General features: G+C 39.0%; 14 protein-coding genes. 6 read left to right on the forward strand and 8 right to left on the reverse strand.

Going from position 1 to position 14,891, the window contains the following annotated elements:
* Position 1: 1 nt before the first annotated feature.
* The 5 genes from DS2_RS08855 to DS2_RS08875 all read right to left on the reverse strand — a co-directional run bounded on the left by DS2_RS08855 (position 2) and on the right by DS2_RS08875 (position 5,095).
* Positions 2 to 589, reverse strand: coding sequence for a 7-cyano-7-deazaguanine synthase (locus DS2_RS08855; RefSeq protein WP_035014381.1), 588 nt, complete (start codon positions 587 to 589; stop codon positions 2 to 4).
* Positions 580 to 1,287, reverse strand: a complete 708-nt coding sequence (locus DS2_RS08860) for a hypothetical protein (protein WP_035014382.1) — start codon at positions 1,285 to 1,287, stop codon at positions 580 to 582. The genes DS2_RS08855 and DS2_RS08860 overlap by 10 nt, the downstream gene beginning before the upstream one ends.
* Positions 1,284 to 2,696 (reverse strand): toll/interleukin-1 receptor domain-containing protein, encoded by a 1,413-nt coding sequence (locus DS2_RS08865; protein WP_051479750.1) that lies wholly within the window; start codon positions 2,694 to 2,696, stop codon positions 1,284 to 1,286. Before DS2_RS08865 ends, DS2_RS08860 begins: the two co-directional genes overlap by 4 nt.
* A gap of 22 nt (positions 2,697 to 2,718) precedes the next feature.
* Positions 2,719 to 3,849: a PfkB family carbohydrate kinase gene (locus tag DS2_RS19815; protein WP_051479751.1), complete on the reverse strand. Its 1,131-nt coding sequence runs from the start codon at positions 3,847 to 3,849 to the stop codon at positions 2,719 to 2,721.
* A 220-nt stretch (positions 3,850 to 4,069) separates the two neighbouring features.
* Positions 4,070 to 5,095 carry an MBL fold metallo-hydrolase gene (locus tag DS2_RS08875; protein ID WP_035014442.1) on the reverse strand — a complete coding sequence of 342 codons (1,026 nt, stop codon included), beginning with the start codon at positions 5,093 to 5,095 and terminating at the stop codon, positions 4,070 to 4,072.
* A gap of 162 nt (positions 5,096 to 5,257) precedes the next feature.
* Between DS2_RS08875 and DS2_RS08880 the strand changes: the two genes are divergently transcribed.
* Complete coding sequence (locus tag DS2_RS08880) at positions 5,258 to 5,860, forward strand: TetR/AcrR family transcriptional regulator (RefSeq protein ID WP_035014443.1); 603 nt, start codon at positions 5,258 to 5,260, stop codon at positions 5,858 to 5,860.
* 22 nt (positions 5,861 to 5,882) lie between these two features.
* Here DS2_RS08880 and DS2_RS08885 read toward each other — a convergent pair whose 3' ends face one another.
* The gene (locus DS2_RS08885) at positions 5,883 to 6,827 is read right to left on the reverse strand and encodes a LysR family transcriptional regulator (protein ID WP_051479752.1); all 945 of its coding nucleotides are present in this window, start codon (positions 6,825 to 6,827) and stop codon (positions 5,883 to 5,885) included.
* 122 nt (positions 6,828 to 6,949) lie between these two features.
* On the opposite strand from DS2_RS08885, the gene DS2_RS08890 reads away from it, so the two are divergent.
* Positions 6,950 to 7,936, forward strand: a complete 987-nt coding sequence (locus DS2_RS08890) for a zinc-dependent alcohol dehydrogenase family protein (RefSeq protein WP_035014383.1) — start codon at positions 6,950 to 6,952, stop codon at positions 7,934 to 7,936.
* Positions 7,937 to 7,993: 57 nt separating this feature from the next.
* Positions 7,994 to 8,800, forward strand: coding sequence for a DUF4437 domain-containing protein (locus DS2_RS08895; protein ID WP_035014384.1), 807 nt, complete (start codon positions 7,994 to 7,996; stop codon positions 8,798 to 8,800).
* A 34-nt stretch (positions 8,801 to 8,834) separates the two neighbouring features.
* Here DS2_RS08895 and DS2_RS08900 read toward each other — a convergent pair whose 3' ends face one another.
* Complete coding sequence (locus DS2_RS08900) at positions 8,835 to 9,818, reverse strand: MDR family oxidoreductase (RefSeq protein WP_035014385.1); 984 nt, start codon at positions 9,816 to 9,818, stop codon at positions 8,835 to 8,837.
* Between the two features lie 40 nt (positions 9,819 to 9,858).
* Positions 9,859 to 11,334, reverse strand: a complete 1,476-nt coding sequence (gene glpK, locus DS2_RS08905; protein ID WP_035014386.1) for a glycerol kinase GlpK — start codon at positions 11,332 to 11,334, stop codon at positions 9,859 to 9,861.
* A 156-nt stretch (positions 11,335 to 11,490) separates the two neighbouring features.
* Here glpK and DS2_RS08910 point away from each other — a divergent pair, with 156 nt between their 5' ends.
* The 3 genes from DS2_RS08910 (at position 11,491) to tpiA (ending at position 14,865) form a co-directional block, all read left to right on the forward strand.
* On the forward strand, positions 11,491 to 12,267 hold the full coding sequence (locus DS2_RS08910) for a DeoR/GlpR family transcriptional regulator (protein ID WP_035014387.1): 777 nt from the start codon (positions 11,491 to 11,493) through the stop codon (positions 12,265 to 12,267).
* 313 nt (positions 12,268 to 12,580) lie between these two features.
* The gene (glpD, locus tag DS2_RS08915; RefSeq protein ID WP_035014388.1) at positions 12,581 to 14,080 is read left to right on the forward strand and encodes a glycerol-3-phosphate dehydrogenase; all 1,500 of its coding nucleotides are present in this window, start codon (positions 12,581 to 12,583) and stop codon (positions 14,078 to 14,080) included.
* A gap of 5 nt (positions 14,081 to 14,085) precedes the next feature.
* Positions 14,086 to 14,865: a triose-phosphate isomerase gene (gene tpiA / locus DS2_RS08920; RefSeq protein WP_035014389.1), complete on the forward strand. Its 780-nt coding sequence runs from the start codon at positions 14,086 to 14,088 to the stop codon at positions 14,863 to 14,865.
* Positions 14,866 to 14,891: the final 26 nt, after the last annotated feature.

The raw sequence follows: 14,891 nt of genomic DNA on the forward strand, positions 1-14,891 counted from the left end.
TCTATACCTCCATCTCAAATTCTTTACATGCAATACACTCACCGCATGGTTCTAAATTACCTGTATGGCATGAATATGTTTTAGTTATTCCCTTTAATTTTGCTAACTCGATAACATTAGCTTTCATAAACTCTCTTAATGGAGCTAAGACCTTTATCTTATAGCCCATTATTACTTCTATTAATTCTTCGGCTTTTTCAAGAAATTCAGTGGATTGATCAGGAAATAAAGATGTTGATTCATGGAGCAGTCCGATTGATATAGCATCAGCGTTATTTTGATATGCATACGCCGCAGCCGTTAAGAGAAATAGCATGTTTCGACCAGGGGTAAATGCATCATTAACTATATCTAAAGTAGGATCTGTCAGCCCTGATTTGATAAGTTTGCCAAAGCCAGATAATTCAGCAATTTCAAATTTATGGACTCCAACCGCGGCCAAAGCTTCTTCACAGGATTTTAATTCGGTTTCCCTTGCAATTTGACCGTAATCGATAAATAAGGGATATATATCGACACCTTCATCTTTTGCCAATTTGACTACCAAAGTAGAATCAAGGCCTCCAGAAACTAATGTAACTATGCGCATTGCGGGGTAAACTCCTTTTTATTTTCAATAACTCTCATAACTACCCATATTGCCCAATCTAAAAGTCCTATTTTACAATTCAAATCGTCAGCATAGTCGCTTAATAGTTTCTCGTAATATAGATACTTCTTTTTGCTAGATATAAATTTTTCTGGCTCGTTATACATACCGAGTAAACTCATATAGTTGAGTACATGCCTATCAAGGATTGCTAAGTCATATGTTGTGCCAGAATTTCTTAAAAACATACTTGCTTGTTTTGGTCCTAGCCCTGGCATATTTTTTACTAGCCATTCTCGCGCTTCAAAATGATTATTAAAACTATCAAGCAGCATGCGTAATGAGCCAGCATGCTCATAAACTAACTCACTACATTTTGCGAGCTGCTTAGCCTTTGCATCATAGAAGCGATGTCGCATGTATTTCTCACCCACTCTTACAGGTGTTATCAATAATTCTTTGAGTTGCATATATAACAATTCAATGTTTTTATGCTTTTCGATTAACAAGTTACTTTTAGTAATTTCATCTGCCATAGCAATTGCTAAACCATAAGAAACTTGGCTACTTAGAACACACGCCGATAGTTCCCACCATAAACGAATTTCACAAGTCGAAGAATCAGATTGGACTTCATTTTCGATATCAGGATAAATAGCTTGAATTGCATCATTTAGCTGTTCAATGTTTGTCCTCATATTTTTAGTATTCCATTTAGCTTATTCATTAACTCACTCCATATTGGTTTAGGTAAGTTTTCAGTAATAAATCCTCTTATACTACCATTTGTCGCTGACTTTCTCAGTTTTGACATGAAATCAGTATAAAAATCTAAATTGTGGAAGATGACCTTGGCAATAAATTTTACCCCTTCCTGATTTATTGCGTCTCTAGTTACCGCTGAATCAGCATATTCAGCCTGATAAGAAAACAAATCAAAATGGTGGAAATGATGAAGTCTATGTTGGTCTCTATCCACTACTTTTCTGCACCATTCTAATCCGTCGAAACTGTCAGCTCCTGCTGCGACAAAAAATGGAATAACAATCGGGTCTCCAGTTCCTAAAATATGAATTGGCTGGTAGTAAGCAAGAGAATTTAGAATTGTTCTAATCTTAACTATATTTTTGATGCGTTCCTGTAAACCATCACCTAGCTCTCTTTCAGGTATCGCAATCAATGGAGGGCTAAGTCTTTTGGTTACCTCCAAAACAAGTTCAGGTAAGGAATCAAAAATATATTCCCCATCTTTATTGGTTCTTGCATGAATAATTGGCAAAACAGGCACAGAAGTTTGTTGCTGGTCTTTAGCAACTGATTCAATAATTTCTGCTACAAGGTCAGGAGTATTCTGCTTTAAATCGTATTCATCAAAGCAAAACATTAAGTCAAATGGTATGGATTTGATTAAATTGTGAAATTTTTCTCGGCACCAAGATTTATTGTTATTTCGATGTTTTTCATAGCTGCCGGAATCTAATAGTATGACTCCACCACTTTCTTTGTAAGTTATTATATTTTCGATAAATTCTTTCTGGTTGTATTCTTCTCTTTTTTCCAAATCGTATGCAGAAACCAATATTGACGGAAATTTAAAAATATCTAAAGCCTCAATAGCTTCATATGTTGGTAGTTGAGTTTCAAATGACGAAATTGATTGAAAGAGTATCGGAAGAGGTATTTTATCGTTGATAACATGCTTTAGCCGCTGTGGGGTAGATTTGGGTGTTACAACTTTTGATATTCTAGCCCTTAATTTATTTAATTCTGAATACGTAAGATCACCGTCCCAGTCGATAAATTCGCAGTAACTGATGCTCCGAAATATTAGTGAGATTTCACTTTCATCCGTTTTTACTCCTATAATAGGTATGCCGCAGTCCTGTGCGAATAAAAGTTCATTTCTAAAAATTTGGCTCTCTTTTGATTGTTCTGAAAATATAGCGATCAAACATTTAGAAATTTTTATCTCATTTTCAATAAATTCGGTAAAATCTGCAACTGAATAGTAGTCATAAACTACGTTCCATTGATGCTCCAAGCAATCATGCAGTTTTTTTGCAATTTTTTCATTTTTACTTGAATAGGCTAAGAAGATATCTGCCACATTAAATTCCCTTTATATTTGTTTATTGAGCTGAAGCCCACGCAATCTGGTAGATAGCAGAAGTAAAATCTTGCACAAGAGTGATATTTTCAGGTGTTGAATTGCCCATAAACCAATCATCGCAGCTTGCATCAAACACTACTATTTTAGATTTATTCTTTTTTAATTGATTTTCTATTGTTATTAGATTTCGAAAAGTTTCTCCTAAAATTAAAATTGGGTTTTTGTAGTTCGGTAAATTGTCCAAACTATCCTCTACCTGAGCGGTGATACCAAATTGTAAAAGCAAATATTTTGCTTCTTCTAAAATATATCGTTTACCAAGGCCTGCTTGATCAGCAAATATAGTGACAGGTTGAAATGATTCAAAATTTATGGGAATCAGCTTATCTATTTTCTGATAATCTAGGTCTACCCCTCCAGATTCGCAGAAACATGCTACATGTTTTGAAGCTAATTCAGCTGCATGGCTAGGACGTTTCTTTTTCACACCCCAATAAAAAGCAAAAATAGTACTAAAAACATCCCCCGTGCCTATTTTGGTTACTTTGTTTGATAAATATGATGGTATTGAATACTCACTTCCATTTTTTTCTAGAACAAAACATCCCTTAACACCTCTTTTTACTACTATGGCTTCCGCTTTATTTAGCTCCAGCAATTCTTGTGCTTGTGCAATAAGACTGTTGGCGGATGTCGAGTGAGCTAACTCTAACTCATTGAGAACAATGACGAGGTTATTAGCTTTAGACCCATTTATTGAATAAATAGCTTTTTGTTTCCATGTTTGAGGGTCAAAAACAACTCTATTTGCATCTACGACCGCATCACCTTCAATAAGACCGAAACGAAGGACAACTTCACCGCTAACTTTGATTGAAGACTGAAAATTTTCACTTTTAGATATATGTGGTGTGGATAAAGGATGAAAATATGAGAATGATATTGCATCATCTCGTCGATATTTTTTTACTTTGATAGCGTACCTTTTTTCAAATTTCGCAATATCTGAATCATTCTCGGTATATGTATGAAGTGTTACATCATTTGTGATTTCACTTAATATAGCAGCAGCCCTGCCTCCAGAACCAAACATCTGATCAATTTCCGGAACTAAAGAGATTTCCCTGTAGAAGCCACCAACAATTTTCATTTATATCAACTCCATTTTCTTTTTACTTTCAATCTTATAACAAATTTTTTATTTTAAAACCATCCCCAATTCGCCCCTGTAATTTAAAATAAATCCAATAAAGCTGAGTAAAAACTAATATTAAACCGTATTGACTTGCAAAGCAGACATCCAAGTAAACTTTAATTAAGTCCGCTATTCGCTCATACCTGCCTGCTAGATGTAACCTAAATCAACCCACCTAATCTACCGATAACCACCACTTTTGGTTTTGTCTTGGCGCACCTATGGTTAGTACCTCACCAAATATTGGTGTTGCTAACGTCACCGAATTATCTTCAGCTGCTTGATTGACTCGTGTGAGTGGTTCAGACCATGCGTGAAAAGCGAGATCAAACGTACTATTGTGAATTGGCATCATAGTTTTACCTCTTAAATCTAAATGTGCCTGCACACTTTGTTCTGGTGTCATATGAATGTCGTGCCAGTCTTTGTCGTACGCACCGGTTTCAATTAGGGTCACATCAAATGGACCTAGTTTGTCACCAATCTGTTTAAAACCGGCAAAGTAGCCAGAATCACCGCTAAAAAATATCTTTCCATGTTGGCTATCAATTACCCAAGAACCCCATAAAGTTTGATTGCCATCAAATAATCCCCGCCCAGAAAAATGTTGAGTTGGGGTAAATGTGACTGTCGCTACTTCATTGGTGGTTGTTTGCCACCAATCGAATGCAGAAATTTTATCGTCAGCAACTCCCCACTTTTTCAACGTACGTTCTACGCCTAAAGGTACCAAAAATTGTTCTGTGTTATGTGCTAGCTGTTTAATAGTTTGTTGGTCTAGATGATCATAATGGTCGTGTGAAATCAAAACCTTGTCTATTTTTGGTAGCTGAGTAACATCGACTGGACTCTCGTGAAAACGCTTTGGTCCGATAAATGAAAATGGAGACACGCGCTCTGATAACACTGGATCGATCAACCATATTTCGCCAGCTAATTTTAACAATACGGATGAATGTCCCAACTTAATAATATGTACTTGGTTGTTGGTTAACTCGGCAATGTCTGCAATTTTTAAAGTGTTAATTGGAATGCTTGATACTGGAGATGCATTGTGGCGTTTTTCTCGGATATAACGCCAAAATATCGCTAAGGTTTTACTCAGTTTCGGCTGCTCGGTTGGCTCCGAATTAACAAACTTGTCTTGGGCAAATTGCGCGGATTGATAAGTAACTTTATCTGCAGATACACAGTGTAACATGGTAAAAACTCCAACTAACAAAACGGAAATAATTTTAAACATTAAGCCAAACCAAAAGTAAACTATACAGTGTAGTTTACACTAGAGGTAAATAAAGTAAACTGTTCAGTGTAATTTTTATTGTGATAAACTAGCCCTAATTAAGTTGTGATGATGAGTGATATGAAGCTTTCGGATAAAAAACGTCTGCAAATAATTGAAGCTGCAGTAGATCTGTTTTCTAACAGTGGGGTTGATGCGACCAGCATGGATATGGTTGCCAAAGTTGCCCAGGTTTCGAAACGAACTGTGTATAACCATTTTGCGACTAAAGAATTATTATTTTCGGCGGTGTTGAATCACATGTTGGCAGATATTGAATGCAATGAGCGGCTTAAATTTGAGCCAACAATTGCGATTGACGAGCAACTGCTACAAATTGCTCAAGCTGAGGTGAATTTATTAACATCAGATGCATTTTTACGTATCGCAAGAATGACATTTATCCAACTGTTGCATGATGCGAAATTGGCACAAACCCTTAACCAGCAACACATTGGTTGTTTAGGTACCTTGCCTAATTTTTTAGCTCAGGCCTGCGAGCATGGTCTATTATCGATTGAAGATTTGGAGTTAGCCGCCAAACAATTTGTTTATCAGCTAAAATCTCTGATTTTTTATCCGTTGTTGTATGGAATTGAAACACCTAACCAACAGCGTTATGACTATCTTATAGAGCAAACGGTAGAACTATTTTTAGCTCGCTATGCCGCCAAAATAGCATAGCGCTTTTGGTACACTGTGATAACTAATTTACCATTGGTTTTTTCAAATTCACCATAGTGTTGGTTTCCCAAACGGGTGGTTCTCCTATTTTTTCAATTAAATAGTCTATAAACACCCTAACTTTAGCGGTTAAAACATTAGATTTAGGGTAAACCAGCCAAATAGCTGCTTGGTCATCTAACTTATATTCAGGTAGTACTTGTACTATGCTGCCCGCTTTTAACTCTTTGTATACATTCCAAATTGAGCTCATACAAATGCCCGCGCCCGCTTTGGTCGCCTCTCGCATGCTTGCACCATCGTCTACTATAATCTGCGGTTTAACGCTCGCAGGTGGAAAGTAGTGAACATTTGAACTCATGTTTGAAACCAACTTTCTTGGCCGTGCATTGTTAAACACAATCAGCTGGTGTTGGTTGAGCTGTTCAACATTTTGTGGTGTACCATATTTAGTTAAATAGTCAGGGGATGCGCATAAAATGCGCGTATCATTTGCCAATTTTCGACCGATTAAACTGGTATCCTCAGCGGTATAATTACGCAGAGCCAGATCAAAGCCGCCGTCAATTAAACTGACCTGCGTATCTGTTAGCTTTAGTTCAACCTTTACATCTGGGTATCTTTCAAAAAATTCCGGCAAAATAGGTGCAACAAATAACTGGGCAAAAGTGCTTGATGCAGCAAAACGCAATGTACCATTCACTTTTGCACTGCCCTTGCCTAACGCTACTAATGCGGCATCCTCTTGAGCGATAATTTCTCTGGCAAAAGGCAAAAATTCTGCGCCTTCAATCGATAAGGTGATCTTTCGCGTAGAACGGTGAAATAAATCAGCCCCTAATTGAACTTCTAGTTTTGCTAAGCGCGCACTGGCAACTGAAGGCGCAAGTCCAAGGCGCTTGCCCGCTGCGGTAATATTTAGCATATCGGCTGCTAATACAAATAATCGAACGCCATTGGTATCCATAATTGCACCTTATTATCTTTAAAAACCGAATTCTGATTTCATTTATACCTTGTTTATTCGCAAATTCAATAAAGATATGCTTAAGCACATCAACATTATCAAATAAGTTATTGGAGCAAATAATGAAAGCAATGATAGTAAACCAATTTGGTGGACCGGAAGTATTTGAAGCCGCAGAAATTGATAAACCACAAATAAAGCCACAGCACGTACTGGTAAAAATTGCAGCAACCAGTGTTAATACAGTAGATACAATGATCCGCCAAATGGGTGCAGAATTACCATTATCACCAGCAGCGCCCGCTTTGCTTGGAATGGACTTCGCAGGCACAATTGAAGAAGTAGGTGAAGGTGTAACAGAGTATCAAGTAGGTGATGAAGTTTATGGCTGCGCTGGTGGTTTAGCAGACTTACCTGGTACCTTGGCTGAATACATAGTTGCAGACAGCAACTTAATTGCCCGCAAGCCAAAAAATTTGACCATGCAGCAAGCAGCAGCCATACCTTTAGTGGGTATAACAGCCTACGAAGGTTTGCAACGAGCAGGCATTAAAGCTGGGCAAAATGTTTTGGTTCACGGTGGCTCTGGTGGTGTTGGCCATATTGCTATACAGCTAGCCAAACATTTTGGTGCAAAGGTTTTTTCAACCGGAGGTGGCGAGCCTCAGCTTAAATTAATTGAACAACTTGGCGCAAGCGCAATTAACTATCGCACTGAATCAGTTGAAGATTATGTACAGAAACACACCCAAGGCGTCGGTTTTGATCTAGTGTTCGACTCTGTTGGTGGTGCAAATATGGCAAATTCATTTGCTGCGGCTGCGTTAAATGGTCAAGTTGCGTCAACCGTTTCCATGTGTGAGCTTGACCTCACTTTAGCCCATTTTAAAGGATTATCATTACACGTAGTCTTTATGTTAATTCCTATGCTGCACAACCACGGCCGCGAACAACATGCAAAAATATTAAAAGCTTTAACCACTATTGCTGAAGCAGGAGAGCTTACCCCGGAGTTAGACGAAACCGATTACCAATTGGCAGAAGTAAGCAAAGCACATGAGCGCCTAACAAGTGGCAAAGCAATGGGCAAAGTTGTAGTAAGTATTTAAGGCTTAATTATACAGGAGCGCATTGGCGCCCATGAACTTTTTAGAAGGACTATTGATATGATTTTTCGACTTGCGATACTGCTATTTTCTGTTTATGCCGTTAGTGCTTGCGCTGCCAACAATTCAACTTTAGTCGCGGCTGAAAATGTTAAATGGGGTTACTTAAATCCATTGCGTGGCGACAAAAGCCCTGCTGCAGCCAATTTATGGGGTGACAGAAGTAACAATGTCGCAACTGGAATGTTAGTTAAATTTAAAAAAGGATTTTCGTCACCACCGCACATTCACAACATATCTTACCGTGGTGTTGTAATTGAAGGTTTAATGCATAACGATGACCCTAAAGCTGAAAAGCTCTGGCTACCCGCAACTTCATATTGGACACAAACAGCGGGCGAAAATCACATTACCGCAGCAAATGGTGAATCAAATTTAATTTATTTAGAAATTGATAGCGGGCCATATTTAGTTAAACCCGCAAGTCAGCAATTTGATAATGGTGAGCGCCCCGTCAATATCCATGCATCTAATATTGTTTGGTTAGACCACACTGAATCATCTTTGATTAGCGGAACAAAAGTTCAAATTGCACACCTATGGCAAAAAAGTGAAAATGCCACGATACAGGGGTATTTAATTAAACTAGCAGCTGGAGCAAAGGTTCAGCTAACGACCCAAGCTACAGAGTTTAGAAGTGTTGTGATTCAATCGAACATAAACTACAGTTCGTTAGACCAGCCGAAAACTACTGAGTTGGCCCCTGGTAGTTACTTTAGCTCGCAAGGTAACGCGTCGCATATATTGGCAAGCCGCAATCAATCGGTAATTTATATTCGTACGGATGGTCTATTTAGCATTGAGTAAATAGACCGCCGCAATCGAATTATATTGGAAGTGGCTATTGCTGAGTATTCACAACTACCCGACCTCGGATTTTTCCAGCAATTAGGTCACTTGCAGTATCTATCACTTGGGATAAAGAAATTTCTTTGGCAATGTCGTCAATGGTATCGGGTGATAAAAGGCTTGCTAACCTATCCCACGCTTCGACCCTATCGGCTAAAGGCCGCATTACACTGTCGATTCCGGTAAGCGTAATACCACGAAGTATAAATGGCGCAACTGTACCAGGTAATTCCATGCCTTGGGCTAATCCGCAAGCGGCTACTAAACCACCATATTGTGTACTGGCACAAGCGTTAACTAAAGTATGACTGCCAACTGAATCAACAACACCAGCCCAGCGCTCTTTGGCTAAAGGTCGACCTGGTTCCGACAATTGTCCGCGGTCAATAATTTCAGCCGCACCTAGTTTTTCTAAATATGCAGATTCTGAAACCCTGCCCGTAGAAGCAACAACCGTATAGCCAAGCATAGATAGAATCGATATTGCATAACTACCAACGCCGCCATTTGCCCCAGTAACCAATATTTCACCAGACTCGGGTTTAATACCATGTTTTTCAAGTGTTAAGACACATAACATCGCAGTATATCCAGCGGTGCCAATCGCCATAGCTTGCTTAGGCGTGAATGTTTTGGGTAGCGGGATTAACCAATCACTTTTTAGCATTGCTTTTTGAGCCAAGCCACCACTGTATAGTTCACCAACACCAAATCCGTTTAGCAAAACAACATCGCCAGGATTAAATTTACCGCTGACGCAGTTTTCTACCACCCCAACTAAGTCTACACCAGGAATCAGAGGGAAATTTCTAACCACTGGTGCTTTGCCGGTTATTGCCAATGCGTCTTTATAATTTAACGTACTGTAAGACACATTAACTAAGGTGTCGCCGTCAGCTAAAACTGAATCGTCTAAATCAGATAAAATTGCTTTGTATTCTTGCTCGTTTTTGTCAATTAATATGCCTTTAAACACAGCCCCTCCACATGCTTTTATCTATGCCGCTATTTGTGGTCTATTGAAATTGTCGAACACTCTCTACCGCTTTTAGCCATTTTTGGTAGAGCTTGTCTCTTTGTACCAGTGATATTTGTGGCGCAAAGGTTTTGGCCGTTACGTAACCTTGGTTTATTTCATCGGTCGAAGCATATATTCCGCTAGCTAAACCAGCCAACAATGCAACTCCTAGAGCTGAAGTTTCAACCGTTTTTGGCCGTTTAACCTCAAGCTGCAAGATATCAGCCAAAAAGCCCATGGTCCAATCGTCTTGCGCTACACCACCATCTACTCTTAAAAACTTAATGTCAATACCATCTTCGATAATGCAACGCTGTAAATCACGCGCTTGATAACCAATCGACTGTAACGTAGCACTCACAATTTCACTAATCCCGGAAGCTCGGGTTAATCCAAGTAAACCGCCTCGTGCTTCAGCGTCCCAATGTGGCGCGCCTAAACCAGTAAATGCAGGTACCAAGTACACCCCATGGTCGTATGAAATTTCATCAGCCAAAACACTGGACTGCTCGGGGGTATCGATTATCTTAATACCGTCTCTTAGCCAATTGACCGCGGCTCCAGCAATAAAGATACTGCCTTCTAATGCGTATGTCGTTTGGCCTTTTAGTCGATAAGCAACCGTTGAAAGCAATTGATTTTTAGATTGATATACTTGGCCACCAGTATTGACCATCAAAAACCCACCTGTGCCAAAAGTGCTTTTCGCCATACCTTTTTCGAAACAGTTTTGGCCAAACAAAGCAGCTTGCTGGTCACCTGCTACTCCATTTATTGGTATGCTGTAGCCAAATATCGACTCGCTGGTTGTACCAAAATTGTCGGCACTATCCAGCACATCAGGTAACATACTTTTTGGAATTGAAAACAAGCTCAATAGCTCATCGTCCCATTGTTGGGTATGAATATTAAATAACATAGTGCGTGATGCATTGGTAGCGTCAGTTACATGCTGTTGGCCTCCGGTCATTTTCCAAATCAAATAACTGTCAACTGTGCCAAATAATAAATCGCCATTTTCGGCTCTTTCGCGGGCACCTTCTACATTTTCAAGGATCCAACGAACTTTAGTCGCAGAGAAATAAGGGTCAATTAACAAACCTGTTTTTTCTTTTATCAATGTTAAATTTTGCTCTGTTCTGATTTCATTACAAAATTCACAAGTACGTCGGTCTTGCCAAACAATTGCATTATAAATGGTTTCGCCGGTCGTTTTATCCCAAACAAGTGTGGTTTCACGCTGGTTACATATACCAATCGTGCTAATTGGCACACCAGCAGAGCCGATTACTTGCTGTGCCACCGTCAATGTTGTTGACCAAATTTGTTCAGGGTCATGTTCAACCCAGCCATTTTGCGGATAGTGCTGTGCAAACTCTTGCTGTGCTACTTCAACTATTTCGCCACTATCGTCAAAAATAATGGCTCTAGAACTCGTGGTACCTTGATCAATTGATAAAATATAATTATTCATACTTTTACCTATTGTTAATTTATATTTAAAATAATATAACAGATAAATACTGTTCTAAAAAGTTCGTTTTTGTTCCAATTGGCACTTATTTTATATTTTTTCTTTAATACTTCTTATGTGCAATAATATTGAACGTACAGAGAGGATAATAAACATATGACAGCTAAGAAAAAATTAACTCAAAAAAGACGGCATGAAATTATTCTGCAAATGCTCGAAAAAAAAGAGTTTATTAGCATTGATGAACTCGTCGCCCATTTCGAGGTAGCGCCTCAGACGATTCGTCGCGACCTAAATCAACTGGCTGATGAAGCTAAAATCCAGCGCCATCATGGTGGCGCTGGTAAAGAAACCAATACAGTTAACCTGAACTATCAAGATCGAAAAATAATGAACCTTGAAGCGAAAGAACGAATTGCCAGTGCTATTGCGCAATCTATTCCAGATGGAGCTTCAATTTTTATAAATATTGGTACCACAACCGAACTTGTAGCAAAGGCTTTACTTAAGCACAATAATTTAATGGTTGTTACAAATAACATTCATGTAGCAAGCATATTAAGCTATAAAGAAGACTTTACCGTAATTATTGCCAGCGGCGAAGTAAGAGCGCGAGACGGTGGTATTGTCGGTGAAACAACGATAGATTTTATCAATCAGTTTCATACAGACTATGCGGTGATAGGAATTAGTGGTATTAACGATGACGGCTATTTACTTGATTTTGATTTTCGCGAAGTGAAAGTGGCGCAAGCTATCATTAAGAATGCAGAAAATGTAATTCTAGCAGCGGATAGCTCTAAGTTCGGTCGTAACGCCGTGGTTAAACTTGGTAGCGTCAGTCAAGTCGATCACATGTATACAGATATTGAACCACCTGAAAATGTAAAAAAACTCATCGTAAAATCCGATGTAAAACTGCATATTGTTTAATTACCTTATTTAGGAGAGCGTTGTTACGCTCCCCCTCTTTGCTTCTCATCCTGCTATAAACTGCATTTCCAATTATCAAATATATAAACAACAACTAATTCGCTTGACACGATTCACACTCTTCATACCCGCATGCTTAAAACAATCTATTTTTCAGTGACTCATCAATAAAACCTGAATCAAAAGGAACACTAAACACCACAGATTCGAATTAAAACAAACATTTTCGAACATTTTTAATTGATCTATTGGTTCGTTTGATCCATACTTGTGTTTATTAAATGTTAACTCTTAGACATTTCGGTTAAATACAATGCAAATTAATGAAGAAAACTGGGATCTTGTAGTCATTGGTGGTGGCATCAATGGTGTAGGTATTGCAAATGATGCTGCAGGCAGAGGACTGAAGGTTTTATTGTGTGAAAAAGGCGACTTGGCGTCAGCAACTTCTTCTGCTAGCAGCAAGCTAATTCATGGAGGCCTCCGTTATCTTGAGCATTATGAGTTTAAATTGGTAAAGAAAGCCCTTGCCGAGCGTGAAGTGCTTTTGAAAAATGCACCGCACATTATGTGGCCACTGCGCTTTTATTTGCCTCATAGACCACATTTGCGTCCAGCTTGGATGATCAGAGCGGGTTTATTCCTTTATGATCATTTAAGTAAGCGCGAACGCCTTGCTGGCTCTAAACTAGTTCATTTTAATCGCGAAAACAGTGTACTTATTCCAGAGATAACCAAGGGTTTTGAATACTCCGATGGTTGGGTAGATGACGCTCGTTTGGTTGTGCTCAATGCAATGTCGGCAGCGAACAAAGGCGCCACTATACTCACGCAAACAAAGTGTATTAACGCAACAGATGCTGCAGAATATTGGCATCTAACGCTAGAAGATAGCAATACAAAACAGAAAACGAATATCCAAGCTAAATGTGTTGTTAACGCAACAGGCCCTTGGGTTGAAGATTTGTTTTTAGACGCTTTAAAGGAAAACTCACCGCGCAAAATTCGTTTGGTAAAAGGCAGTCATTTAATTGTGCCTAAAATTCATGAGCAAGAACATGCTTATATTTTGCAAAACGAAGACAAACGAATTGTATTTGTATTGCCATATGAAGATGATTTTTCATTAATAGGTACAACAGACGTTGAGTACAAGGGCGATCCAGGTTACGCGCGGATAGACGACAACGAAATCAATTATTTGCTTAAAGTAACCAATGAGCATTTTAACACAAGCTTATGCAAGGCAGACATCGTCCATACATATTCGGGCGTTCGTCCTTTAATGGATGACGAAAATGACAATGCCCAAGCAGTTACTCGCGATTATACCTTGCACCTGCAAGAACAAGAATTTAGCGCTCCTTTATTGACTGTTTACGGCGGAAAAATAACAACTTACCGAAAACTCGCACAAGCAGCGGTCGACAAACTACAGCCGTTTTTTCCTAAAATGTCACCTTGCTTGACCAAAGAAGAAGCTTTGCCTGGTGGCAACTTTACCGACCACAGTGAATTAACTCGCGAGCTTGCAAAAGCCTATCCATGGTTACCTCAAGTATTACTCCGTCGCTTTGTTAGGTGTTACGGAACCCTAAGCTACAAAATTCTAGAAAGCGCAGAAAATTTAGACGACTTAGGCATCTGTTTTAGCAAACATTTATACCAAAAAGAAATTGATTATTTAATTGAAAACGAATGGGCAAGAACGCTAGAGGATATTATCTGGCGCAGAACAAAATTGGGCTTGAGACTATCAGCAGAACAACAAAAACAAATTCAATCCTACATACACGACAAAGTAACAGAGTAATTGTCATGAAAAATAAACTAATTGCAGCAAATTGGAAAATGAACCTTAGTGCGGTTCAAAGCGCGGAATTGTTCAAGCAGTGTGCAAGTCTAGCGCAAACGGTACCCAGCGACCTAATTATCTGTCCACCTGCAACTTATTTGCAAATGGGTAATAGCATGTTAGAGAGTTCTGGTGTGCACTTAGGAGCGCAAAACGTTAACCAAAATCTAGCGGGAGCCTACACAGGTGAGTTGTCAGCGAGCATGCTTAAAGATTGTGGTTGCGCGTTTGTCATTATTGGACATTCAGAAAGAAGAACGCAATTCAATGAAAGCGACGAAATTATAGCGGCTAAAGTAAAAGCTGCGATTGAAAATTCGCTGACCCCTATTTTGTGTATAGGCGAATCAGAAAACCAAAGAACTCTTGGTTTAACCAATAGTTTTTTGACCTACCAAATCGATTCTGCGTTATCGCTAGTTGATAAGACACAAATGAAAAACTTAGTGATTGCTTACGAGCCTATTTGGGCTATTGGTACAAATAAAACGCCAAGCATCGCGCAAATCCAGCAAACTATGACTACCATTGTTAAGCATATGTACAAAAAGTATGGCGAGAACTTTACCGACTCATCCGTACATATGCTTTATGGCGGAAGTGTGTCAGACACAAATTGCCAAGCAATATTGTCGCTTGACGTTGTGGATGGTTGCTTAGTTGGTGGCGCATCACTCAATTTCGAAAAGTTTGAAAAAATCTGTCAGGCCAGTGTTAAGCCGTCTTTGGTCGCAGCTAAGTAATTAAGAGTAGATAACTACTCTTTATA

It is taken from the genome of Catenovulum agarivorans DS-2 (genome assembly GCF_000568405.1).
GTDB lineage: Bacteria > Pseudomonadota > Gammaproteobacteria > Enterobacterales > Alteromonadaceae > Catenovulum > Catenovulum agarivorans_A.